The sequence below is a fragment of the Deinococcus detaillensis genome (genome assembly GCF_007280555.1).
Lineage (GTDB): Bacteria > Deinococcota > Deinococci > Deinococcales > Deinococcaceae > Deinococcus > Deinococcus detaillensis.
This window is the reverse complement of record NZ_VKDB01000002.1, coordinates 277,287-300,449: the sequence shown is the minus strand read 5'-3', so window position 1 is coordinate 300,449 and position 23,163 is coordinate 277,287. Positions and strand designations below refer to the sequence as shown.

The window sequence follows — 23,163 nt, the reverse complement described above, 5'->3', positions numbered from 1 at the left end:
TCTCCCTCTTCCGGGGGAGGTTAGGGGGTGGCTGAGCGAATCGGTTGCTTACCTCATCGTCCGCCCGCTCCCGCTGCTCCGACTCCTGGCCCAGCCACCAGCGCGTAGTAGGCGCTCAGAGCCGCGTCGTCGGCCTGCTCTTTGGCAAGCGCGGCCTGCTGCTCGGCGATCTGGCTTTGCAGCAAAGAAAGCTGCGAAATCAGACCCTTGGCAAAGCGGTCTTGGTCGGCGCTCAGCTGCTTATCGGCATTCTGGAGGGCGGCCTGCTTGACGGCGCGGTTTTTGCCCGCTTGCAAGTAGCTGTTGTAAAGTGCCTGCGTCTGAATCCGGAAGCCGCGCTCGGCGGTGGCCGCGCCGGACTGGACTTGCTGGAGCTGGGTTTTGAGGGTGTTGATCTGTGAGGCCGACACCGCCAGTGGGTCGAGCAAATTGACTTGCAGTTGCAGCGCCGCCGCGCCCTGCTGGGCCTGAATCAAGGTGGGGTTGCGGCCCAGCACGTCTTCCACCGTGTTCGCGCCCACCGAGGCGGGTAAGCTGCTGGCCGGAACCGGGGCCACCGCTGTGAAAGCGCCGACCAAGCTCCGCAAGTTGGCGGTGGCGAGGGCCAAGCCGTCTTCGGTCACGTTGGCAGCTTGCTGAGCGGCCTGCACCTGATTCTGGGCCACCTGAGCGCTGATCTGGGTGCCGCCGCCTTTCTCATACTGGGTTTGGGCCACTTGAGCGCCTTTCTGGGCCAGATCCAGTCCGGCACGGGTCAGTTTCACGGCGTCTTGGGCTTCGAGCACCTGGGTATACGCCATCACGATCTGGCTGTCGGCCTGCGCGTCTGCCGCTTTCACGTTGGCCACTGCGAGGTCGTAAGCCTGCTGGGCTTTGAGCAAAGTGACTTTGGTGGCCAGCGGATCGGCTTTGGCTTTGGCATAGTCGCTCTGAGCCGTTACCAGCGCGGCGCGGGCGGCGGTGACGCTGGGCTGGGCGGCGCTTTGGTTCAGCGCACTGGCCAGCGTCAGGGCATTTTGGGCTTTGGCCGCGCCTGCGAAGCTGAGCATCAGGGTGAGCGGCAAAACGGCAAGGGGAAGCAGGGGGATTCGTTTCATGGTGACCTCTGAGCAAGGAAGGTGAATTAAGGCTGTGTGGGAGAGGCTTTCTGATCGGCGCTGTCCAAAGGCAGAGCGAAGAAGCTGTAAAACTTGGTGGTGGCGTCGGTCACCGCGAGTTCGGCTTGGTTCAGCGCCAACTGCGCTTGGTAGGTGGCCAGTGCGGCCTGCGCGATGTCTAGCGGAGCGCTGAGGCCGAGGTCTTGGCGCGTGAGAGCGTTTTGCTGCTGCTGCCGGGCGAGGCTGAGGGCTTGCTGGGCCAGTTGCTGACCCCGTTGCGCCTGAACGAGGGTGGTATTGAGCGCTGAGAGTTGCAAATCCGCTTGGCGGCGGGCGGCGTCTATGCCCGCCTGCGCCTGATTGACCGCGTTCTGAGCCAATTCCGGCGCACTCAGAATGCTGGCCGAAGCGTCGAAGTTGATGCCCAAGCTGACCTGATCACGCACCCGGTTCAGCGGCGGTGGGCGCGGCGTATAAGTGAAGGTCACGGCAGGCGACAAATTGCGTGAGTCCAGCGCCAGACCCACTCCAGCGGTGCCGGAGGTGTAGTGGGTGTAACTGGCCTGCACATTCGGCAGCGCGTTCCAACTGACTTGCGCCTGAATAATTTGGGCACGTCTCAGCCCAAACTGGGCTTGCCTGACGCTGACGGGCAGACCGCTGGTGGGCGGCAACACGGCGGGCAAATTGGGCGCGTCGGTATTGCCGGTCAAGTCCTTGAGGGTGGCCTGAGCCAGCGCCAGATTTTCTTGTGCCTGCGCCGCGCCGCTGGCTGCTTGGGCCAGCACCAATTGGGCCTGCTGCACGTCGGTGAGAGTTGCGCCGCCGCCTTGCAAGCGGTTTTGGGCGGCTTGCAGAGCGAGCTGGGCGGTGGTCTGCACCTGCTGGGCCAGACTCACGGCGCTGCGGCTCAGGGTTTCGTGCTGGGCGGCCAAGAGCGTCTGCGCTTCCAAAGCGGCCAGCACCGAGCGGTAGCCAAGCTGGGCCTGTTCGGTGGCGAGGGCGGCCTGCTGTTGCCTCGCTGCCATGTCGCCCACCGGGTAAGGCGTGGCCCGAACCGCCAGATTCAGCGTCCCGGTGCTGCCGCCCACCGGCACACACGGGCTGGTCAGCAGTGCCAGCGGCGAGGTGGCGCATACGGCAGGCGGGCTGTCAGCATTCAAGATGTCAGATAAGCCGCCCGACACCGAGCCGCTCACCGGAAAGTCCGCGCCGTCTTGCTGAATCTGGGCCGCTTGCAGCGCCAGCCGAGCCTGCACCAAGCTGGGATACTGTTGCAGCGGCGCAAAAAACTGGCTGAGCGGGGTGATGGCAGGCGCTGAGGTCGGGACTGTGGGGGCGTCGGGCGGCACCGGTGGAGCTGCCGTTTCGGTCTGGGCTTGTGCTGGCCCGAGCAAGGTAGCGCTGACAATGAGCCATTTCAAAGCAGAGTGGTGGAACAAAGTGGGCCTCCAAACGTGGTGCCAAGTCGTGCTAAAAAGAGCTAAGAGCAGTCTGCTGAAGCGGGCGGTTACGGCTACGTCAGTTCAGCCGCTTCACCTTTGACTGCCCTGCTCCAGATTTCAAAAACCCGCGTGCCGATGTGCAGCAGTTGGCCGCGCTCGTCCGGCGTGAGTTGGCCGAGCAGTCCGGCAAGGTGATGGCGAAAGGCGTCGTCAAAAATGGCGTAAACAGCTTGGCCCAGCGGCGTGACGCTCACCAAGATGATCCGGCGGTCATGGTCGTCGCTGCGGCGTGAAAGCAGGCCGCGCTGCACCAGCAGATCGACCGTGCGGCTGGCGCTGCTCAGCGGAATGCCGAGCCGCCCGCTGACTTCGCTCATCCGCTGTCCTTCTTTGCTGACGCCGCCGAGCATCCGGTGTGAGCGGTAAAATTGCCACAGCAAACCCATCTGCTCAGGGCCGGCCACGTCACTCAGCCCGGCCGCCTGAAGCTGCGCCTGCATCCGGCGGCTCCACGGCGGAGCAATATCTTGCGAGCTGAATTTCACGCGCCCAAACTCGCTCACCAGCGTCAGCAGCGCTTCGAGCTGTCCTGAGTCCACCTCCTCTGGGCTGTTATTGTTTTCAGGGTGGAAATGTTTCACGGTGGTAACGTATGGCCCTCAAATAATGTTTAAATGAAATTTTTGCCGTTTGAGCAGGCGTTTACTGAGGCTTCTTCATAAAAATTTTCTTTGTGCTGGCACAGCTTTAGAGCGCTTGTCGGGGTAGGCAGCTGAGCCAAAAGCACGCTCAACCGTCCATCCTTGCAAACGCTCTGTTTATTTCACTCTTGTTGATTCTCAGGCAAAGCGGCATCTGCCAAGCCTGCTCGCTCAGTCAAAGCAGAGCTTCTGTGTTGACCAATAATCTAAAGTGCTTGCTTGACGCGCCGCAATTGTTCCCAACTGCCGTCCGAAGCCCAGCCGCCGTCCACGCTGAGGCTCACGCCATTGACGAACGGACTCTGCGCCGGGTCGGTCAAATACAAAATCGCCCGCGCAATATCGTCGGGCGAGGCAAAGCGGCCCATCGGCACCCGGCCCTCGATATCGGCGTCGGTGTACGCGCCCGATCCCATGTCATGAATGTCCATCTCGGTTTTGACCCAGCCGGGACACACCGCGTTGACTCGCACGCCGCGTGCGCCCCACTCGGCGGCCAGGGTGCGAGTCAGGCCAATCAAACCGTGTTTGCTGGCATTGTAAGCCGCCCTATCAATGATGCCCAGCAGCCCCGCCACCGAGGCCACGTTGACAATGCTGCCGCCACGCTGCGAGAGCATGACCTTGCCGAGTTCGCGGCACAGCAAGAACGGCGCGGTCAGGTTAACGTCCAGTACACGCTTAAAATTTGTGGCCGTGGTGTCTTCGGCGGGCGTAATGAAGCTGATCCCGGCATTGTTGACCAGCGCGTCCACCCGCCCCCAGCGCTGCATAATCGCCTGCGTGTGGGCCAGCACCACCGCTTCGTTGCTGAGGTCGCCCTCAAGCGAAATGGCGTCGGCTCCGGCGGGCAGGGGAGAGGCCTGCAAATCCAGAAGGGCCAGGGCGTCGCCGCGTTCGGCGCACAGCTCTGCCGCCCTGCGCCCGATGCCCTGCGCCGCGCCAGTAATGACCGTTACGCGCTTTGAAGTGAGAGGATTCATGCTCCAAGCTTGGCACATCAGCACTCAAAAGAGCAGCTTGGGAGAGCGTTTAGAAACTCACCAAAGATTGGTGGCGAGTGGAATGTAAAAAACCGCTGAGGGCTGTGTTTATTGTGCTGTTCGGCTGATGTGTTAAGAGCCGCGCACCGCCAGCTTCTTGCTAACCAGCCAATCGGCAATGTCTTGGTTTCTAAAAGTCAGTGTTCCTTCCGGATAGCTGCTGACTTTGGTGACTTTAAATTGCACGCGGGCGTCTTTGGTAATGAGCTTTCTGACGGCGGCGGCAGCGCCCTCCTTACATTTGACGCCGCTGAGTTTGCCGCCCAAGCTGCTGCTGGGGGTATTCAGGCCGAGGTCGAGCATAAACGAGCATTCATCATTAAAAAAAAGCAGCCGCCCGCTGACGCCGCTGCTTTGAGCGAGAGCTGGAGAGCTGAGGAGTAGTGAAACCAGTAGGGCGCGTCTAAACATCAACAAGGCCATCATCTCCTTCCCACCGGCTCGCTTTGCCGGTTTAACGTCGGGGTGTGATGATGACCTTAGAGGATGTGTTCTAACACGGCTCTTAACCGGGCAGTCTGGACGTTGCCTTAAGTGTCTCTAACGCTTTTGCTTCAGTCGCCCAACACCAACCGGGAAGGTTTTTCGAGCAGCCACAGCACTTTTTTCAGGAAACGGGCTGCGTCTGCGCCGTCCACGAGGCGGTGATCGAAACTCAGCGTCAGGTACATCATCGGCCGAATGGCGATCACGTCCGCGCCGTTTTCTTCCACGACCACTGCCCGCTTGACGATGCTGTGCACCGACATGATGCCTGCTGCCGGAGGCGAGACAATCGGTACGCCCATCATAGAACCCACCGAGCCGATATTGGACACCGTGAAGGTGGCGTCGCTCATTTCAGCGGGTTTGAGGGTGTTGCTGCGAGCTTTCTCGGCCAACTCGCTGATCTCGCGGGCCAGGGTCAGCAGGCCCTTGCGGTCCACGTCGCGGATGACCGGCACCACCAAGCCGCCCTCGGTATTGACGGCCATGCCCAAGTGTACGAAGTCTTTGTAGACCACTTCGCCCGACGCGGTGTCGAGGCTGCTGTTGACCGCCGGAAACTCGCGCAGGGTCAAGCTGGCCGCTTTGAGAAAAAACGGCAGGTAAGAGAGCTTGACGCCCTGCTTTTGCGCGTCGGCTTTGAGTTCGTCGCGCAGGGCCATTAAGCCGGTGCAGTCGAGTTCCTCGATGGTGTGGGTCTGGGCGCTGTGGAGCGTGGCGGCCAGTAAACCCTGCGAAGTGGCGCGGCGCACGCCCCGCAGCGGAGTGCGGGTTTCGCGGTTCTCGTATCCAGCTGGCGTGCGGTAAACCGGCGGCGCAGGCGGGGGCCAGTCGGTGCTGCTGGTTTTGGCTGGCAGTGGTGCTTGCATTTGGGCCGGAGCCTGAACCTGAACCGGCGCACTCGCCGGAGCGCTGGCGTGGGCGTGCACGTCGCCGGAGCGGACCCGGCCATTCGGGCCGCTGCCCAGTACTTCCGCAATAGAAATGCCCAGTTCGCGGGCCAATCGTCTCGCGGAAGGTACAGCTCGCACCTGTCCGGGCGCAGGCGTGGTTTCGGACAAGCCCTTGGTGGTGGGCTGTGCGGCAACAGGTTGGGGCGCGGCGGGCGCGGGCTTGGTCGCCACCGCTGCTGCGCCCGACTTACCGCCCCTACTGAATCCCGCAAACGCCGCCTTGGCTTTGTTCGGGTCACTCTGGTGGGCGGCTGAGCCTTCAATAATGCTGCGCTCGGCGTCGAGTTCAATCTCGGCTTCGCTCTCCTGAGTGGGCGCGTCGGGGGTTGGGGAGGGGGCCAGTTGGGTGGTTTCGGGCTTACTCGCCACCACACCGTCTAGAATTTCTTCCACCTGCGCCAGCACGCCGTGAACCGGCACGATGTCACCGACGCTGACCATCCGTTTGATGACCTTGCCGCCAAACGGGGCGGGCAACTCCACCGTCACTTTGTCGGTCATGACTTCCAGCACAGGCTGACCTTCTTCGATGATGTCGCCTTCTTCTACCAGCCAAGCCAAAATTTCGCCTTCGACCACCGATTCGGCCAAAGTAGGCAGCGTTAAATCACGCATGATGCTTCTCCTCTTGTTGGTACTCGTTCCAGCGCTGCCGCAACGTGTCAAAGCCGTGTTCGAGTTTCGTGGCCTGAGTGATGTACTGCACGGTCTGTCCGGTGGCCACCACGTCTCCGAGTTCGGAAATGGCCCGCAGATCGGCATATAAACGCCGCCCCTCGGTCTTGACGGCCACCGCCATGACGCTCACCCGCATTCCTGGCAGCGCCGAAGCCGTGTGCTCGACGCTGACGTTGGTGCCGATGCCGCCGTCGCCTTCTTCCAAAAAAGGCAGCAGCAGTTTGCGCCCAGCTTCCTCAAAGTGCTTGGCGATCCAGTAGGTCGCGTAGACTGGATGCCCCGCGCCGAGTTCTTCAAAATCCACGGTCATGCTTTCGGTCACGAGAATACTGAGTTCGGCGGTGTGGCCTTCGGGAATTTCTTTCACTCGGCCACCCCGCCTGTACTCAGACCCTTAATAATCCAGCACCTTGCGGATGCCCGCTGCCACCCGCGCCGCGTCGGGCCGGTACATGTGCTCGGCGGCGGTGAACGGCGGATAAGGCGCGTCCCAGCCGGTCACGCGGGTGATCGGGGCGTGCAGGTACTCGATCAGTTCTTCGGCGATTCGCGCCGACAACTCTGCGCCGAATCCCATCCGGCGGGCCGCTTCGTGAACGATGACCACCCGTCCGGTTTTCTTGACGCTCTCGGAAATCGTTTCAAAATCCAGCGGCACGATGCTGCGCAGGTCAACCACTTCGACGTTCACGCCCGCTGCCGCCGCCGCCACCGCTGCTTCTTCGCAGACTTCCACCATGCCGCCGTAACACAGTACGGTGCAGTCGTCGCCTTCACGGGCAATTCTGGCTTTGCCGAGCGGCACGGTGTAGTGACCGGTGGGCACTTCGCCTTTCACGGAGCGGTAAAGTTTAATACTCTCGAAGAAAAACACCGGATCAGGATCGTCCACGGCGGCCAGCAGGAGGCCTTTGGCGTCGTAGGGAGTGCTGGGAATCACAATCTTGACGCCCGGCACCGCCGCCACCAAGCCCTCGGGGCTGTCGGCGTGCATTTCCGGCGAGTGGATGCCGCCGCCGTAGGGCGCACGCACCACCATGCTCAGCGGAAAGTTGCCCTGAGTGCGCTGCCGGTAGCGGCCTATCTGGGCGTTGATCTGCTCCAGGGCCGGGTAAATGAAACCGGCAAATTGGAGTTCGGCAATCGGCTTTTCGCCCGCGATGCCCAGGCCCACGGCGAGGCCCATGATTCCGGCTTCGCTCAGCGGGGTATTGAAGACCCGCTCCTCACCGAAGAGGTTTTGCAGGTTGTCGCTGGCCCGGAAGACTCCGCCCATCCCGACGTCCTCACCGAATAGCATGACTTTGTCGTCGCGCTCCAAGGCGACGCGCAGGGCGTCGTTGACGGCAGCGACCATCGTCATCGTTTTGACTTGCTCTTGTGCAGCTTGGCGCTCGGCGGCAACGGTCATTTGAGGGCCTCCAGTGCCCGAATCTCGGCGAGTTGATCTTTCATCTCGGCCAGCGGCTCGGCGTAAATGTGTTCCAGCAAGGCTTCCGGCTCAATCGGCGCGGCTTGGTCAGCTTCCAACATGGCGGCTTTGATCTCGGCCTCCATGCCTTTCATGACGTCTTGTTCCTGCTCCTCCGACCACATTCCCCGGCTTTCCAAATAAGCCCTGAGCCGCATGCCAGGATCGCGTCCGCGCCAGGCGTCGGCTTCGGTTTCTTGGCGGTAGCGCTTAGGATCGTCGCTGCTGGTGTGCGGCAAAATCCGGTAGGTGATGGCTTCGATCAGGGTCGGCCCCTCGCCTCTGCGGGCACGCTCGGCGGCCTCGAGGGTGACGTGATACATGGCCAGCACATCGTTGCCGTCGACCCGAATACCCGGCATGCCGTAGCCCTCGGCGCGTGAAGCGAGGTTTTTGGCCGCCGTTTGAACGCTGGTCGGCGTGCTGATGGCCCAGCCGTTGTTTTCGATCACGAAGATGGCCGGAGCGCAAAACGCCCCCGCGAAGTTGACGCCGACGTGGAAGTCGCCCTCGGAGGTGCCGCCGTCGCCGATGAAGGCCATTGCCAGCAGGCCAGTGCCGCGCCTCTTTTCGGCCAAGGCGATGCCCGCCGTGTGCGGAATCTGGTTGGCAATCGGAATGTAAAATGGCAGGATGTGGAGCTTGGGGTCTACTTGGTAGCCCGCCGGATGGCCGCGCCAAGCCAGCAAAATCTGGGCCAGCGTCATGCCGCGCATCATGGCCAGTGCCGTGCCCCGGTAAGTGGGCAGTACCCAGTCGCCGTCTTGTAGGGCCAGCGCCGCGCCGACTTGGGTGGCTTCCATTCCGCCGAAGCACGGATAAACGCCGAGTTTGCCTTGGCGCTGCAAGACCATCGCCCGGTCATCAAAAACGCGGGCGCGGCGCATGCCGGTGTAGAGCTTGAGCAGAATTTCGTCGCCTGGCACCAAGTCGGGGCGCAGCAGTTCGCCGGAGGGCGAGAGGACGCTGAGGGTGCCTTCTAAACGCGGATCGGGCGGTAGTGTTAGGGCAGCGGTCATGGTGGAACCTCCTAAAGAAAATGGGCGGGGTCAGCGGAAAAGAAAAACCTAAGTGCGGTTTGAAGTGAGACTGTTGTGTGCCGAGTTGCTGTGGGCTGAAGTGCTGGGAGCGGGGCTGCTCAGGGCCGATGACAACCGCGCTCCGGCGGCCAGCACGGCGCTCCTTAGCTCGTCTTTGTGCTTGTAAAACCGGAAAGCCGGAGCTGAGACGCTGATACTGGCCAGCGTTTTGCCGCGCTCGCTGCGTACCGGCACGGCGATGCAGCACACGCCTTCGTAGACTTCTTCCACGTCGTAGGCGTAGCCCTGCTCGGCCACCCGCGCCAGTTCGCCGTGAAGCTCGTCAGCGGTGGTGATCGAGTTGGGCGTCAGCGCCCGCAAGGTGTAATTGCTAGTTAAGCGGGCCAGCTCTTCCGGCGGTACATCGGAGAGCAGCACCTTTCCCATAGCGGTGCAGTGCGGCGGCATTTGGCTGTCGAACACCACCCGCACCGCGCCGACGCCCTGCACTTCTTCCAAATCGAGCAGGCGGTAGCCCTGCAAGGTGCTGAGGTGAATGGCTTCACCCGTTTGAGCCGCCAGCGTCACCATTTCGCGGCGGGTGGCGTCCAGCCACGGAAAAGTGCCCTCAGCGCTGCGGGCAAGGCTCAGCAGCTTGAGGCCGGCGGTGTACTGCCCACCCTGCCGGTGCAGCATCCCCAGTTCGGCGAGGCTGCCCAGCAGATCATGGGCGGTGGATTTTTTGAGACCGAGTTCTGCCGCCACACTGGTCGCGCCCCAGACCGGACGGGTCGGGGTAAATAAAGACAACACCTGAAAGGCTTTGGCAACGGTCGTAAGCATGTCGGTGCGGTCATTTTAGGCAGAGAGCATCTCTCTAGACAACCTCGGCGTGCGGGTATACCGGATTACTGGGACAAGTGAACACCCTGTGAGGCTTAAAGATGCGGTTATGTCAGATTTCGCTCAGTTCGGTTGCCAGTGGGTCAGGCGCTCAAACGTCAGGGTCATCAGTGAAATCTGGCTGGCGCTTTTCGCGTAGTGAGGCTACCCCCTCATGCACGTCCGGCCCTGAGAAGCCCATAAATTCCAGCGCCAGCGAGGCGTCGAAACTCGGCCCGGCCAACCTCAGCCAGTTGTTGAGGGCGTACTTGGTCCAGCGAATGGCGCTTTGGCTGCTGCCACTCAGCCGCCCCGCGACTTCGAAAGCCTTGGGCAGCAGTTCGTCTTCCGGCACACACAAGCTGATGAGCCCGATGCGCTCGGCTTCCTCGCCGCCGATTGGCTCGCCTAGCAGCAAATGGTATTTGGCTTTGTTGAGGCCGCACAGCAGCGGCCAGATGATCGCCGCGTGGTCGCCCGCCGCCACGCCCAGCCGCACGTGACCGTCCAGAATCTTGGCACTGGGAGCGGCGATGCTGATGTCGGAGAGCAGCGCCACGGCCAGCCCCGCACCCACGCAGGCCCCGTGAATGGCGCTGACGATGGGCTTGGAGCAGTTGATGATGTTGTAGACGAGGTCGCGGGCTTCTTTCCAGACCCGCGTGCGAACGTCCCACGACTCGGCCATCTGCTGCACCAAGCCCAAATCGCCGCCCGACGAAAAGGCCCGGCCCGCGCCGCGCACCAGCACCACACGCACGCCCGCGTCGGCGTCCACGGCGGGCCAGAGATTAGCCAGCTCGCGGTGCATAGTGGCGTCTGCCGAGTTGAGCGTTTTGGGGTTGGACAAAATCAGTTCCAGCAGGCCGCCTGCGTGAGCCGCGAAACTCAGCGAGGGAAACTGCATCTGGTAGGGCGCGAGATCAGGTGCGGGGACAAGCGCGGTCACCTAACGCACCGCCCGCAAATCCAGCACCCGTTTGAGCTTGCCGCCCTCGCTGCGGGGCAAACTGCCGTCTTCGCACAGCTCGCAGGTCACGCTGACGCCGACCTGGGCTTTGATGCGAATGACCACCTCGCGGCTCAGGACGGGGTCATGACGCCCGCTCTCCACTTTGAGCAGCAGTTCGTCCATCGCCCCACTGCGCGAGAGCACGAGCTGATAATGCGGGCGCAGCTCGGTAAAATGGGCCAGCACCGCTTCGAGCTGACTGGGGTACACGTTGACGCCGCGCAAGATCAGCATGTCGTCGCTGCGGCCCTGAATGCCGTCCATCCGGCGCAGGGTGCGGCCCGTGGAGTTGTCAGCGGGCAGCAGGCGGGTGATGTCGCCGGTCCAGTAGCGCAGCACTGGCATGGCGCTGCGGGTCATGCTGCTCAGCACCAACACGCCGAATTCGCCGTCGGGCAAAACCGCGCCGGTTTCCGGGTCGACGATTTCGGGATAAAAATGGTCTTCCCAGAGGTAGCTGCCGCTCTGCTCGCTGACGTCCTCGTTGGCGACGCCGGGGCCGATAATCTCGGACAGGCCGTAGATGTTGGTCGCCTTCAGGCCCAGTCGCCGCTCCACTTCCCGGCGCATGGTGTCGGTCCAGGGTTCCGCGCCCAGCACGGCGTATTTCAGGCTGATGGTCTCGGGCGTGTGGCCGCGCCGGGCCAGCGCGTCGGCCAGCACCATCGCGTAGCTCGGCGTGCAGGCGATCACTTCCGGCTCGAAGTCCTCGATGAGCTGCACCTGTTTGTCGGTGTTGCCGCCCGACACCGGCACCACCCCGAGGCCCAGCCGCTCGCCGCCCGCGTGGGTGCCCAGTCCGCCGGTGAATAGGCCGTAGCCGTAGGCATTGTGAAACAGCATGCCGGGCCGCGCTCCCGCCGCGTAGAGGCTGCGGGCCACGACCTCGGCGAAAATGTCGAGGTCGTGCTGGTCATAGCCCACCACCGTCGCCTTGCCGGTCGTGCCGCTGCTGGCGTGAATGCGGCGCAGCTCGGTTCTCGGCACCGAGTAGAGGCCGAACGGGTAGGTGTCGCGTAGATCGCTTTTGTAGGTGAAGGGAAAGCGGCCCAGATCGCTGAGGCTGCTCAGGTCGCCCGGCGTGACGCCCGCCGCCGCGAACTTGGCGCGGTAAGTCGGCACCCGCTGGCTCAGGCGCTCGGCGGTGGCCTGAAGCTGGGCGAGCTGCAACGCCCGCAACTCGGGAACGGGCATGGTTTCGGCGGCAGGATTGAAATAATCAGCAGATAAAGAATGAGAAGACATAAAACCTCACAAGGTTGGGAGAAGGTCAATTTTGAAAGCGCGACCTCAGTTTACGGCTCGCTCTTCAAACTCACCACCCGGTAGGGTGTGAAGCTCAGCTCACTATCTTGCTCCTCTTCCAGTAAGTTCACCGCCGTCCATTTCTCCACGCCCAAGCCCTGCGGCCTCACGTCGCCGCGTGTGCCGTGCGCGTCATACACCCGCAGCAGCAAGGCGTCACTATCCTCGCAGAGCTTGAGGGCGCTTAGCCGCAGCGCGGGGTGGCCCACACTCAGAAGCTGGGCACTGGCCTGATCGTTTTTGCCTTTTGCCGAACTCCTGAACGCCAGCAGCGGCGCGTTGAGGTCGTGGGCCTCGCGCAGCGTGCCGTTTCGCCAATCCAAGGCGTGCGGATAAAGCGCATAGGTAAAGTCATGCACTCCGGCGTCGGCGCTGGGATCGGGGCTGATCGGGGAGCGCAGCAAGCTCAGGCCCAGCACGTTGCCTTTGGCGCTGTAGCCATATTTGGAATCGGTCAGCAGGCTCACCCCGAAGTCGGCCTCGCTCAGATCGGCGAAGCGGTGGCCCGGCACTTCAAACTGGGCCGCTTCCCAGGAGGTGTTGGTGGTTGTGGAGCGCTGCACCGTGCCGAACGCCGTCTCAAAGCTGGCTTGAGCAGTCCGCACCTGCACCGGCGTCAGTGAACGCAGCATGAGGCGGCGGCCCCGCCACTCGGCCCGCGTGTCGATCTCCAGCCGCCGTGAGCCGCACCGTAAGCGGTAGGTCTGCACCACGTCGCTGCCCTGCGCGTCGTATCGCACTCGCACGGCCTGTTCCAGTTGGCCCATCAAGCGTTCTGGGGCTTCAGCAGCCGTCAAGCGCTCGCCGCCCTGCGAGTAGCTGGCGTCCAGTTCCCAGGCTTCCCACTCGCGTGGCACGTCGGGATAGAGCCAGAGTTGGTTGCCGCTGCCCTCCAAACTCTCGCGCCCGCTGGCCTTGTCGTAAAGGGACGCCAAGCTGCCGTCGGGGTTGATAACGACTCGTAAGTGCTCGTTTTCCAGCGCCAGATTGTGGTCGGACGCAAAAACTTCCGACGTTCCTTCCTCCACCAGGAGGCAAACATAACCCAAGCCCGGCACCCTCACTTCGCCGCAGACGATCAGCCCGTCGCCTTGCCGCTCGGTCTGTATGGGCGTCCCGTCTGGAGCGCTGAGCTTTATACCAGTTTGAGATGGCAAGCGCAGCGACAAAGGGCGCTCGTCAAAGGTGAGATTCCAGATGACTAAACGCTCCCCGCTGCCGTGCGCGTCGCTGAGGGCTTGTAAAGCTGCGTTCCGCTGCTGTTCGGCGGCATCAAGGGCGGACTCCAACTCTTGGCGGGCATCGTCGTAAATGGCTTTGACGCCCGATCCAGGCAGGATGTCGTGAAACTGGTTTCGGAGCAGCACTTCCCAGAGCGGCCCGAATGTCTCACGCGGGTAAGGCCGACCCAACAGCTTAAACGCCAGACTCGCGGCGGTTTCGGCGTCGGTCAGGGCGTGTTCCAGAGCGCGGTTGAGCTGTTTGATGCGGGCCTGAGTGGTGTAAGTGCCCCGGTGCAGCTCGAAATATTGCTCGCCCACCCAGACGGGCAAAGTGCTGGCCTGCGCTTCCACCCCGTCGTAAAACTCGGCCACGCGGGTCATCTGGAGCTGGGGCAGGCCCGCGAAGTCGCGCTGACGGCCAAAGCGCTCCAGCATTTCAAACGTGGGGCCGCCGCCGCCGTCACCCCAGCCGAAGCTGAACAGGCTGGTCTGGTGCTGCCGCTTCCCCCTGAAGTTCTTCCAAGTGGCCAGCGTGTCATGTGCGCCCAACGTGCCGTTATAGCCCTGGCCGGTGTTGCGGAAACTGTGGGCCAGCACTTGCGAGCCGTCCAGCGCTTCCCAGCGGTAGAGGTCGTAGGGAAAAGTATTGGTTTCGTTCCAGGTCAGCTTGGTGGTAAAAAAGTACGGAATGCCCGCGCCGCGCAGCAATTGCGGCAAATTGGCGGCGTAGCCGAAGGTGTCGGGCAGCCAGCAGACCCGCGCCTGTACCCCGAAGCGTGAAGCGAAATAGCGCTGGCCGTAGAGAAGTTGCCGTACCCACGACTCGCCGGAAATCAAATTGCCGTCGGGTTCGACCCACATGCCGCCGACCACATCCCAGCGGCCCTCAGCCACCCTTGCCTTGATGCGCTCAAACAGGGCCGGATCATCTTGTTCGAGGTAAGCGTAAATCTGGGCCGAGGACTGGTTGAAGGTGAAATCGGGGTAGCGCTCCATCAGGGAGAGTACGGTGGCGAAGGTGCGGCGAATCTTGCGGCGGGTTTCCGCCAGCGGCCACAGCCAGGCCAGATCAATGTGGGCGTGGCCTGACAGCACCAGTCGGCCCTCGGCGGGGTAACGCTGCCGAATGGCGTCCAGCTTGGCGGCCAAGGCTTGCTGGGCCGCCGCCAGTGCGGGGCGGTTTGCGTCGGGGTAGGGGAGGGGCAAGCCTGCAAAGTTCCATTCGTCCCACAAGCCGCTGAGATTGGCCCGCAAGTCGGGCTGCTGCCAGGCGCGGGTCAGGTAAGCTGCGCCGTCGCCGCGTGGAATCGGAATCTGATTGAGTACGTCACTCAGGGCGTCAGCGATCAGGTCGGCAATCTCGCTGCGGCCAAGCTTAAGGAGTTCCAGCGCCGCTTCGTGAGCCGCTGCCAGGTCTTCGCAGAGGGCACGAACTTGCAGATCGGGCAGCAGCACTCTGGCCCGCTCGACCTTAGGCGCGTAGGCGGGCGTGCCGAACAAGCCACGCGGCACAGCTTCCACCCTGAGTTCCAGCTCAGGCGCAACAGTCTCGCCCAGCCAGATTTCGGAGTGGTAGGGGTTGAGGCCGCCCCTCGCCACCCCGCCGAGCAGCACCAATGCTTCGCCGCCGAGTGCCAGGTCAAGGATAACCGGCTCGCCTTGCCACTGCTCGGGCACGCTCAGTACCGCGCTGAACGTCACCGGCAATTCGCGGGCAGGCCAGGCATCGCCTTCTTTGAGCAGTTGAGTGCCGCCGCTCCATTGGAAGGTAAGCGCCAGCGGCACGGCGGCGAGGTCGCGCCAGGCGGCCAATTCGGTGAGGCGGTTGGCGAGGCGCAGCAGGTTCTGTTCGGTACTCAGGGCATTGGTCATGGTGGATGAGGCTCCTGCGTGAAACGCGAAAGGGTGGATGACTTTTCTAGCCCGTTCACCCTACTCCTGATCTGCTGCGCTCAGGCCAGCATTCAGTTCGCCTTCTTCTGAGCTTGCCGACTTTTAATCCGCTCTCAGTGCCCCACTTCGCCGCTCAGCGCTCCGGGTTTGTCATGCACCGCCAGGCGCTCGATCAGGGTGGCCGAGGCGTCGTTCAGCCCCACCAGACTGGCCGGAACGCCGAGGCGCTGATATTTCAGCATCACCTTGTCGAGCGCTCCTACCGCTGAGCCGTCCCAGAAGTGGGCGTGGGTCAGGTCAATCGTGACGGGGCTGGCAGGCTGCTCGGCGTCGTGAACAAAGTCGAACTGATGCACGAAATCGTGGGTGCTGACAAAAAAGAGTTGCCCGCTGACATGGTAGATGCGGCTGCCATCCGGCTCGTCGCGGTGAGTGACTACCGAGAGCTGCGAGATTTTGCGGGCAAAAAACAGGGCGCTCAGCACCACGCCGACCAGCACCCCCAGCGACAAATTGCGGGTCAGCACGGTCATGGCCACGGTGGAGAGCATCACGATGCTTTCGCTTTTGGGAAACACTCTCAGGGTTCTGAGGCTGCTCCAATCGAAAGTGCTGACGCTGACCACGATCATCACGGCGACCAGAGCGGCCATCGGAATTTGCACCAGCAGCGGCTGCAACACCAGAATCAGCAGCAGCAAAAAGGCCCCCGCCACAAATGTCGAAAGCCTGCCGCGCCCGCCGTTGGTCACGTTGATCATGCTCTGGCCGATCATGGCGCAACCCGCCATCCCGCCGAAAAAGCCGGTGACGATGTTGGCCACGCCCTGCCCGCGCGACTCCACATTCTTGTCGCTGGTGGTGTCGGTGCGCTCGTCAACGAGTTGAGCAGTCAGCAGGCTTTCCAGCAAGCCGACCAAGGATAAGGTCAGTGCTACTGGAAAGATGATACCGAGTGTTTCGAGGGTCAGCGGCACCTGCGGCAAACCGAACGGCGGCAGGGAAGTGGGCAGGACGCCCATGTCGCCCACTGTTTTGACATTTGCGCCGCTGAACACCGAAACGAGCGTCAGCGCCACGATGGCCACCAGAGCGCTGGGAATGGCTTTGAAGATGCGCGGCAGCAAATAGATAATCGCCAGACCTGCGGCGACCATCGCGTACATCTGCCAGTTGGCCCCGACGAACTGCGGAAGCTGCGCCGAGAAAATCAGGATCGCCAGCGCGTTGACAAAGCCGACCATCACGCTGCGCGGCACGAATTTGAGATACCGCGCCAGCCTGGCCCAGCCGAACACGATTTGCAGCACGCCGGTCAGGATGGTGGCGGCAAACAAATACGCCAAGCCGTGATCTTTGACCAGACCGGTCATCAGCAGGGCCATCGCGCCCGTCGCCGCGCTGATCATGCCGGGCCGCCCGCCGATGAAGGCGATCACCATGGCGATGATGAACGAGGCGTAGAGGCCCACCGCCGGATCGACCCCGGCGATAATCGAGAAGGCGATGGCTTCAGGAATCAGCGCCAGCGCCACCACGACGCCTGCCAGCACGTCGCGGCGCGGGTTGAGCAGCCATTCGTGCTTGTACTGCTGTAAATTAAAACGGGCGGGTTTGTTGAGTGTGGTTCTTGTGGTCATTTGCACCTCAGTGGGTGCCGTGACAACCGGATCAGGAAAGAGAACGCCCTATCAAAAGGCGTCACACGAACAGTTCGGTTATCGTCAGGGGCGTCACTCACAGCGGCTTGCGCTGGGGACGCCGCACCTGCGGCCCGTGCAGTATGCCTCAAGCTGAGCCAATGGGCAAGGCCCGGCCCCGCCCACGATCTGCCTGCTATGACCGCCACCGCGCCAAAAAACACCAAAATCGTGGGAGAGGTTGTTTCTGAGCGTATTGAGGCTAACCGTTAGGGGTGAATTTGGGAGAACCCTGTAGCGCAAGTAAAGTGAGCAGTGTTATCTGACCGTTCCAGCCTATGCCCAGCCAACGGAATGCCGAATCTACGGAGTGCTAAAGCTGACGCTCTAAGATCTGGACGGCTGACCAGACCTTGATAGGCTTCACATCAAGCTTGAATCCCCAGTTGAATCAGGGTATAATGGCCTAACAAACGTTAGTTAAATTTTCTCTCTCGCCTACACAGGAGGCCCAGCTCATGACCGCGACCTTAAAGATTCAGGACAACGCAAACCAGAACGCCGAAACTGCCGAGCAGCACGCCGCTTTTGAGGCCCGCATCGCTGGGGGCGAGAAGATCGAACCCGGTGACTGGATGCCCGTCGAGTACCGTCGCCAACTGATCCGCATGATCTCGCAGCACGCTCACAGCGAAGTGGTCGGGATGTTGCCGGAAGGTGAGTGGATCAGCCGCGCACCGAGCCTGCGCCGCAAACTCATTTTGATGGCCAAGGTGCAAGACGAGGCCGGGCACGGGCAGTACCTCTACCACGCCGCCGAAACGCTGGGAGCCACACGCGAAGAGATGGTGGACGCTCTGCTGAGCGGCAAGGCCAAATATTCCAGCATCTTCAACTACCCCACTCAGAGCTGGGCCGACGTGGGCATGATCGGCTGGCTGGTGGACGGCGCGGCCATCAAGAATCAGACCATGCTGGCCGGATGCAGCTACGGCCCCTACTCGCGGGCAATGGTCCGCATCTGCTCGGAAGAAACCTTCCACCACAAGCAGGGCAAGGAAATGATCGTGCAGTACGCGGCGGGCACCCCCGAGCAGCGGGCACTGGCCCAAGACGCCCTGACCCGTTGGTGGTGGCCCAGCGTCATGATGCTGGGGCCGCACGATAAAGACAGCACCAACAGCGGCGTGATGAGCAACTGGGGCATTAAGACCAAGAGCAACGATCAGGTGCGCCAGGAATATCTGAACGAGCATGTGCCGGAGCTGCTGGAACTCGGCCTGACCCTTCCCGATGCCGACCTGCACCAAGACGCGGACGGCAATTGGATTCACGGCCCGATCAACTGGGACGAGTTCTGGGATGTCGTCAAAGGGAAAACGGGACTGAACAAGGAGCGCCTGGCGACCCGCAACGCCGCGCACGACGACGGAGCCTGGGTGCGCGAGGCGATGCTGGCGTATGGGGAGAGGCAACGGGCGCAGGCGGCGGACTAATGAACGCTGCGGATGCCCAGCCTCATGATACCCAGGCCCCAGACACCCAGTGGCCTCGCTGGGAAATCTTCAAGCAGGACGCGGCGGGCAAGGTGCATCAGGCGGTGGGCAGCGTTCACGCCACCGACCCCGACCACGCCCTCTTTACCGCTCGTAGCGTGTTCGCTCGGCGGCCGGCGGCGGTGAGTTTGTGGGCCGTGCGGGAACAAGACATTTCTTCTGTGACCCGCGAGGAATTGGACAACGGGGGGAAGCTGCTCGACGCCAGCAGCGAAACCCAGCCTTACAAAATCTTCGGCAAAAAGACCCACAAGCGCAGCATGACCTTCGTGGACGAACTCGGCACACTGGAGGCGGCGAGTCCGCAAGCTGCGCTGGAGGCCGCTCAAAGCCAATTTGGTGATGGGTTGCTGGCGTGGTGGATCATTCCCGCTTCAGCTTTCGTGGGCAGCCCAGAAGACACCGAAACTGTTGAAAGCTGGTTCGCGCCCGCCAAAGATAAAACCTATAAGCAGCAGAGCGCTTACGGCGTGGTGGGCAAGCACGTCAGCGAGCGCAATCCCAAATCTAGTCAAACACAGGCAAAGCATGACTGACCTCACCGCCGAACAAACCCAAGCCCTGATCGCCCGCTTGACCACGCTGGCCGACGACGATTTGCTGCTCTCGCACCGCGACGCCGAGTGGACGGGCCACGCGCCGATTCTGGAAGAGGACATCGCGTTGGCCAACATCGCGCAGGACGAGCTGGGACACGCGATGGGCTGGCTGGAACTCCGCAAAACACTGGACGGCTCTGACCCCGACGTGCTGGCCTTCCGGCGCGGCCCCGAGCAGTTTTGCAACTCGGCTCTGACCGAACTGCCTAAAAGCGACTGGGCCTTTACGATGGTGCGGCAGTATTTGTTTGACGCTTGGGAAGCTCTGTGGCAAGACGCGGCCAAAGCCAGCCCTTACGGCCCACTGGCTCAGGCGGCAGCGTTGGCTTTGCGCGAGAAGCGTTTTCACCTGCAACATACCGCTATTTGGGTAGAGCGGCTGGCGCTCGGCACGCCCGAAAGCGAGCGGCGCACCCGTGAGGCGCTCAACGCGGTCTGGCCTTACGCGCTGGGCCTGTTCGAGCCGCTGGACGGCGAGCGGGCGGGCATCGACGCTGGCTTGCTCCCCGACCCCACGCAAGTCAAAGCCCGTTGGCTCCCGTTGGTGACCACCCACTTCGAGCGCTGCGGCATGACTCCGCCCAACGCCGAGCCGGTGGCACGCGGAACTCACACCGAACACCTCGCCCCGCTGCTCACCGAGTTTCAGGATGTGAATCGCCAGTACGCTGAAGTTACAGTATGGTAAGCACATTTCCCACCGAAAGTGCCGTCTGGGACGCTCTTGTCCACGTGACCGATCCCGAAATTCCGGTGGTCAACATCGTGGAAATGGGCATGGTGCGCGGCGTGGAGATTGTGGGCGGGCGGGCCACTGTGCGCTTCACGCCCACTTTTTCCGGCTGCCCCGCCCTGCACGTTATCCGGCAAGACATCGAGAGGGCCGTCGCGCCGCTGGGGTTTGAAACCGTCAGCGTGGAAACCGTCATCAGCCCGCCGTGGAGTACCGACGACATCACCGCGCCCGCCCGTGCCAAGCTGGAGCAGTATGGCATCGCGCCGCCTGATCCGGCTGGCGAGAGCGACCCGTTCGTGACGCTGGAACTGAGTCCGGTGAGTTGCCCGCGCTGCGGCTCGTTCGATACGCGCATGACCGCTTCATTCGGCTCGGCGCTATGCAAGCGGATGTATGTGTGCAACGCATGCAAGGAGCCGTTCGAGGGAATGAAGTCGGTGTGATTAGGAACTTTTCAAGTTGAGTTGCTCTTTCGCTTTTCGTTCTGCCTCTTTCTTTTCTGCAATCTTTAATCCTTCAGTGAAGAAAATCATGTCCATTAATTTCGCCTTCGTATAAAAGCGGCTCGACTCGCTTTTAGGATTAAATTCTACAGTGGGGATTTTGCGCTCGAAAGAGTCAGTGTGCTCTGAATAAAAGGTTCCCACCTCAGTAAGAGATTTCTCATTTAAGCTCCATACGCCAAATCCTGTAATAAAATAAGAATCAAAGGCCGGAATATTACCAAAAACTCCGAGCATAATTTTAGTAGAAAGAGTATCGCTAGCCTCCCTTCGACTTTTTATAACGCTTTTTATGTCTTCACTTAATTTAAGAAGCTTTTCTATACTCTCTGGATTATACTTATCTATATCTATGTCCCATAAATCTTTAGGAGTATTTGAAATCAATTCGATTAGAGAGACGTAGTGACGGCTGCTCATTTTTAGAAGTTCAGTTGACCCACGAAGCATTCCCCAACTTGCTAGGTAGAAAGCTATTTGAAGACAGCTTTGTTCAAGATTTTTGTCACTCGTGAGTTTGGACAATTTCCCCCTTCTACGGAATGACTGAAAATAGTTATAACAATAATCAAAAGAAGCGTAGCGTTCTGTAGGTAAGAGGCCTTCATCTTTCTTTTCCCCCGTCAGGAACTTCTTCAAATTTTCCTCTATTGCTTCTCTCGTCAAATCTCGCATTTACATATCTTAGCTCAATTTCAAAAGCAAAATAGCCATCCTATATAGCCACTCAATACAAGGAAACCCCATGACCCCATCCCAGTCCCCAACTCTCCCCCGTCCCATCCAAGTCGCCTCACTCATTCAGGGGCAGTGGCACGCCGCAAGAGGCGGGCAGGAAATCCGCGACGCCGCTTACGGCCAGCCCATCGCCTACGTGTCCTCGGAGGGCGTGGACTTTGCAGCGGCCCTCAAGTACGGGCGCGACATCGGCGGACGCAACCTCCGCAAGCTCGACTTTCACCAGCGGGCGCGGCTGCTGCGCTCTCTGGCTGGCTACCTCAACGAGTGCAAGGCCGAGTTCAACGCCCTCTCGCACCTGACCGGAGCCACCCGCCGTGACAACCTCGTCGACGTTGACGGCGGTATCGGCACACTGTTTTCCTATTCCAGCATGGCCCGCCGCGACCTCCCCGCCCAGAAATTCGTGCTGGAAGACGACATCAACCTGCTCGGCAAGGGCGGCAGCTTCATCGGCCGCCACGTGCTGGTGCCGCGCGAGGGCGTAGCGGTACATATCAATGCCTTCAATTTCCCAGTTTGGGGCATGTTGGAAAAAATCGCCCCCAACCTGATTGCGGGGGTTCCGGCCATCGTCAAGCCCGCCTCGCAGACGGCCTACGTGACCGAGGCAGTGGTGCGGGCCATTCACGAATCGGGCCTGCTGCCGGAAGGGGCGCTGCAACTCATCAGCGGCAGCACCGGTGATCTGTTCGACCACTTGCAGGAACAGGACACCGTGACCTTTACCGGCTCGGCGGCCACCGCCAGCAAGCTGAAAGTTCATCCGAACATCGTGCGCCGCAGCGTGCCGTTTAACACCGAGGCCGACAGTCTCAACTGCATCGTGCTGGGCCAGACAGTGACGCCCGACGCGCCTGAATTTGCCCTGTTCGTGCGCGAAGTCGTCAACGAAATGACCAGCAAGGCGGGCCAGAAATGCACTGCTATTCGCCGGGTGATCATTCCGCGTGAGCGCGTGGAAGACGTGACGCAGGCCATCCGCGAGCGTCTCAGCGGCATTACGATGGGCGACCCCAGCCGCGAGGACGTGCGCATGGGGCCGTTGGTGGGCACGTCCCAGCGCGACGACGTGGCCGAAGTGCTGCGTCAGCTCAAGGCCGAATCTGAAGTCCTGATCGGAGACGAGCGCCCCGAACTGCTCGGCGGCGACTGGGACAGCGGCGCGTTCATGGCCCCCACCTTGCTGCTGGCTGATCAGCCCCTGACCAACCACACCGCCCATGAACTGGAGGCGTTCGGCCCCGTCGCCACGCTGATGCCCTACGCCAATCTGGACGAGGCCGCCGAACTCGCCCGTCTGGGGCGCGGCTCTCTGGCGGCCAGCATCGTCACGCACGACCGGCCCGAAGCCCGCGAGTTGTTTTTTGGCATGGCCTCCACCCACGGGCGCATCCTGATTCTTAACCGCGACGACGCTAAGGAGTCCACCGGACACGGCTCACCGCTGCCTCAGCTCAAGCACGGCGGCCCCGGACGGGCGGGCGGCGGCGAGGAGCTGGGCGGCCTACGGGCGGTCAAGCATTACCTGATCCGCACCGCCATTCAGGCCGACCCCACCACCCTGACCGCCATCACCGGCGAGTACGTGCGCGGAGCCGCCGTCACCGAGGACGGCGTTCACCCGTTCCGCAAAAACTTCGACGAGCTGAGGGTAGGCGACAGCCTGCTGACCCCGCGCCGCACCATCACCGAGTCGGACGTGAGCGCCTTTGCTGGCCTCAGCGGTGACAGGTTCTATGCCCACACCGATGAGATCGCAGCCAAAGAAAGCCTGTTCGGTAAGCGGGTGGCGCACGGCTACCTGGTGCTGGCGGCGGCGGCAGGCTTGTTCGTCGACCCCGGCGTGGGGCCGGTGCTGGCCAATTACGGCTTGGAAGGCTTGCGCTTTACCGAACCCGTCGGCTTTGGCGACACCATTCGCGCCCGCCTGACGGTGCAGAGCAAGACTGCCAAGGAAACGCGCGACGGCGAGACGCCCACCGGGGTCGTCAAGTGGCACGTGGACGTGACCAACCAGAATGATGTGCTGGTGGCGACCTACAGTATCCTGACGCTGGTGGCGCGGAGTGGAAACGGGCCTGCTGTTTAATTTGTGCGTTATGCTGTCCAGGCAAGAATAAGTTGAACCAAGTTCAAACTGCGGCACGCTTTTAACCTTGCCGTGAGCGTAGCGGCTGTTT

Annotated in this window: 20 protein-coding genes; 5 read left to right on the top strand and 15 right to left on the bottom strand. The window is 61.8% G+C overall.

What is annotated here, in order from left to right; translation table 11 throughout:
• Nucleotides 1–53: 53 nt before the first annotated feature.
• The 14 genes from FNU79_RS03790 to FNU79_RS03725 form a co-directional block, all read right to left on the bottom strand.
• On the bottom strand, nt 54–1,097 hold the full coding sequence (locus tag FNU79_RS03790; protein ID WP_143719565.1) for a TolC family protein: 1,044 nt from the start codon (nt 1,095–1,097) through the stop codon (nt 54–56).
• Nucleotides 1,098–1,123: 26 nt separating this feature from the next.
• Nucleotides 1,124–2,521: a TolC family protein gene (locus FNU79_RS03785; protein WP_143719564.1), complete on the bottom strand. Its 1,398-nt coding sequence runs from the start codon at nt 2,519–2,521 to the stop codon at nt 1,124–1,126.
• 92 nt (nt 2,522–2,613) lie between these two features.
• On the bottom strand, nt 2,614–3,183 hold the full coding sequence (locus FNU79_RS03780; RefSeq protein ID WP_143719563.1) for a MarR family winged helix-turn-helix transcriptional regulator: 570 nt from the start codon (nt 3,181–3,183) through the stop codon (nt 2,614–2,616).
• Between the two features lie 266 nt (nt 3,184–3,449).
• Nucleotides 3,450–4,226 carry an SDR family NAD(P)-dependent oxidoreductase gene (locus tag FNU79_RS03775; protein ID WP_225429860.1) on the bottom strand — a complete coding sequence of 259 codons (777 nt, stop codon included), beginning with the start codon at nt 4,224–4,226 and terminating at the stop codon, nt 3,450–3,452.
• Nucleotides 4,227–4,358: 132 nt separating this feature from the next.
• Entirely contained in the window at nt 4,359–4,712 is a 354-nt protein-coding gene (locus FNU79_RS03770; protein WP_143719561.1) for a hypothetical protein, read from the bottom strand.
• Nucleotides 4,713–4,840: 128 nt separating this feature from the next.
• Nucleotides 4,841–6,340: a dihydrolipoamide acetyltransferase family protein gene (locus FNU79_RS03765; protein ID WP_225429859.1), complete on the bottom strand. Its 1,500-nt coding sequence runs from the start codon at nt 6,338–6,340 to the stop codon at nt 4,841–4,843.
• Complete coding sequence (locus FNU79_RS03760; RefSeq protein WP_143719560.1) at nt 6,333–6,770, bottom strand: thioesterase family protein; 438 nt, start codon at nt 6,768–6,770, stop codon at nt 6,333–6,335. The genes FNU79_RS03765 and FNU79_RS03760 overlap by 8 nt, the downstream gene beginning before the upstream one ends.
• Before the next feature lie 27 nt (nt 6,771–6,797).
• The gene (locus tag FNU79_RS03755) at nt 6,798–7,814 is read right to left on the bottom strand and encodes an alpha-ketoacid dehydrogenase subunit beta (RefSeq protein WP_225429858.1); all 1,017 of its coding nucleotides are present in this window, start codon (nt 7,812–7,814) and stop codon (nt 6,798–6,800) included.
• Nucleotides 7,811–8,893: a pyruvate dehydrogenase (acetyl-transferring) E1 component subunit alpha gene (gene pdhA, locus FNU79_RS03750; RefSeq protein WP_143719559.1), complete on the bottom strand. Its 1,083-nt coding sequence runs from the start codon at nt 8,891–8,893 to the stop codon at nt 7,811–7,813. Before pdhA ends, FNU79_RS03755 begins: the two co-directional genes overlap by 4 nt.
• Before the next feature lie 48 nt (nt 8,894–8,941).
• The gene (locus FNU79_RS03745; RefSeq protein ID WP_143719558.1) at nt 8,942–9,736 is read right to left on the bottom strand and encodes an IclR family transcriptional regulator; all 795 of its coding nucleotides are present in this window, start codon (nt 9,734–9,736) and stop codon (nt 8,942–8,944) included.
• A gap of 151 nt (nt 9,737–9,887) precedes the next feature.
• Nucleotides 9,888–10,682, bottom strand: a complete 795-nt coding sequence (locus tag FNU79_RS03740; RefSeq protein WP_143719624.1) for an enoyl-CoA hydratase/isomerase family protein — start codon at nt 10,680–10,682, stop codon at nt 9,888–9,890.
• 42 nt (nt 10,683–10,724) lie between these two features.
• On the bottom strand, nt 10,725–12,032 hold the full coding sequence (locus FNU79_RS03735) for an AMP-binding protein (protein ID WP_143719557.1): 1,308 nt from the start codon (nt 12,030–12,032) through the stop codon (nt 10,725–10,727).
• A 50-nt stretch (nt 12,033–12,082) separates the two neighbouring features.
• Nucleotides 12,083–15,187: an alpha-mannosidase gene (locus FNU79_RS03730; protein ID WP_143719556.1), complete on the bottom strand. Its 3,105-nt coding sequence runs from the start codon at nt 15,185–15,187 to the stop codon at nt 12,083–12,085.
• A gap of 134 nt (nt 15,188–15,321) precedes the next feature.
• Complete coding sequence (locus tag FNU79_RS03725; RefSeq protein ID WP_143719555.1) at nt 15,322–16,848, bottom strand: SulP family inorganic anion transporter; 1,527 nt, start codon at nt 16,846–16,848, stop codon at nt 15,322–15,324.
• Nucleotides 16,849–17,366: 518 nt separating this feature from the next.
• Between FNU79_RS03725 and paaA the strand changes: the two genes are divergently transcribed.
• Genes paaA through paaD form a run of 4 tightly spaced genes read left to right on the top strand, consistent with a single transcriptional unit; the run spans nt 17,367 to nt 20,182 of the window.
• Nucleotides 17,367–18,344, top strand: a complete 978-nt coding sequence (gene paaA, locus FNU79_RS03720; protein ID WP_143719554.1) for a 1,2-phenylacetyl-CoA epoxidase subunit PaaA — start codon at nt 17,367–17,369, stop codon at nt 18,342–18,344.
• Nucleotides 18,344–18,940 carry a phenylacetic acid degradation protein gene (locus FNU79_RS03715; protein ID WP_143719553.1) on the top strand — a complete coding sequence of 199 codons (597 nt, stop codon included), beginning with the start codon at nt 18,344–18,346 and terminating at the stop codon, nt 18,938–18,940. The genes paaA and FNU79_RS03715 overlap by 1 nt, the downstream gene beginning before the upstream one ends.
• The gene (gene paaC / locus FNU79_RS03710; protein WP_143719552.1) at nt 18,933–19,691 is read left to right on the top strand and encodes a 1,2-phenylacetyl-CoA epoxidase subunit PaaC; all 759 of its coding nucleotides are present in this window, start codon (nt 18,933–18,935) and stop codon (nt 19,689–19,691) included. The genes FNU79_RS03715 and paaC overlap by 8 nt, the downstream gene beginning before the upstream one ends.
• A complete protein-coding gene (gene paaD, locus FNU79_RS03705) occupies nt 19,685–20,182 on the top strand; it encodes a 1,2-phenylacetyl-CoA epoxidase subunit PaaD (protein WP_143719551.1) in 498 nt (165 codons plus the stop codon). Before paaC ends, paaD begins: the two co-directional genes overlap by 7 nt.
• Here paaD and FNU79_RS03700 read toward each other — a convergent pair whose 3' ends face one another.
• Nucleotides 20,183–20,917, bottom strand: coding sequence for a hypothetical protein (locus FNU79_RS03700; RefSeq protein WP_143719550.1), 735 nt, complete (start codon nt 20,915–20,917; stop codon nt 20,183–20,185).
• Nucleotides 20,918–20,987: 70 nt separating this feature from the next.
• Between FNU79_RS03700 and paaZ the strand changes: the two genes are divergently transcribed.
• A complete protein-coding gene (gene paaZ / locus FNU79_RS03695; RefSeq protein WP_143719549.1) occupies nt 20,988–23,072 on the top strand; it encodes a phenylacetic acid degradation bifunctional protein PaaZ in 2,085 nt (694 codons plus the stop codon).
• Nucleotides 23,073–23,163 lie beyond the last annotated feature (91 nt).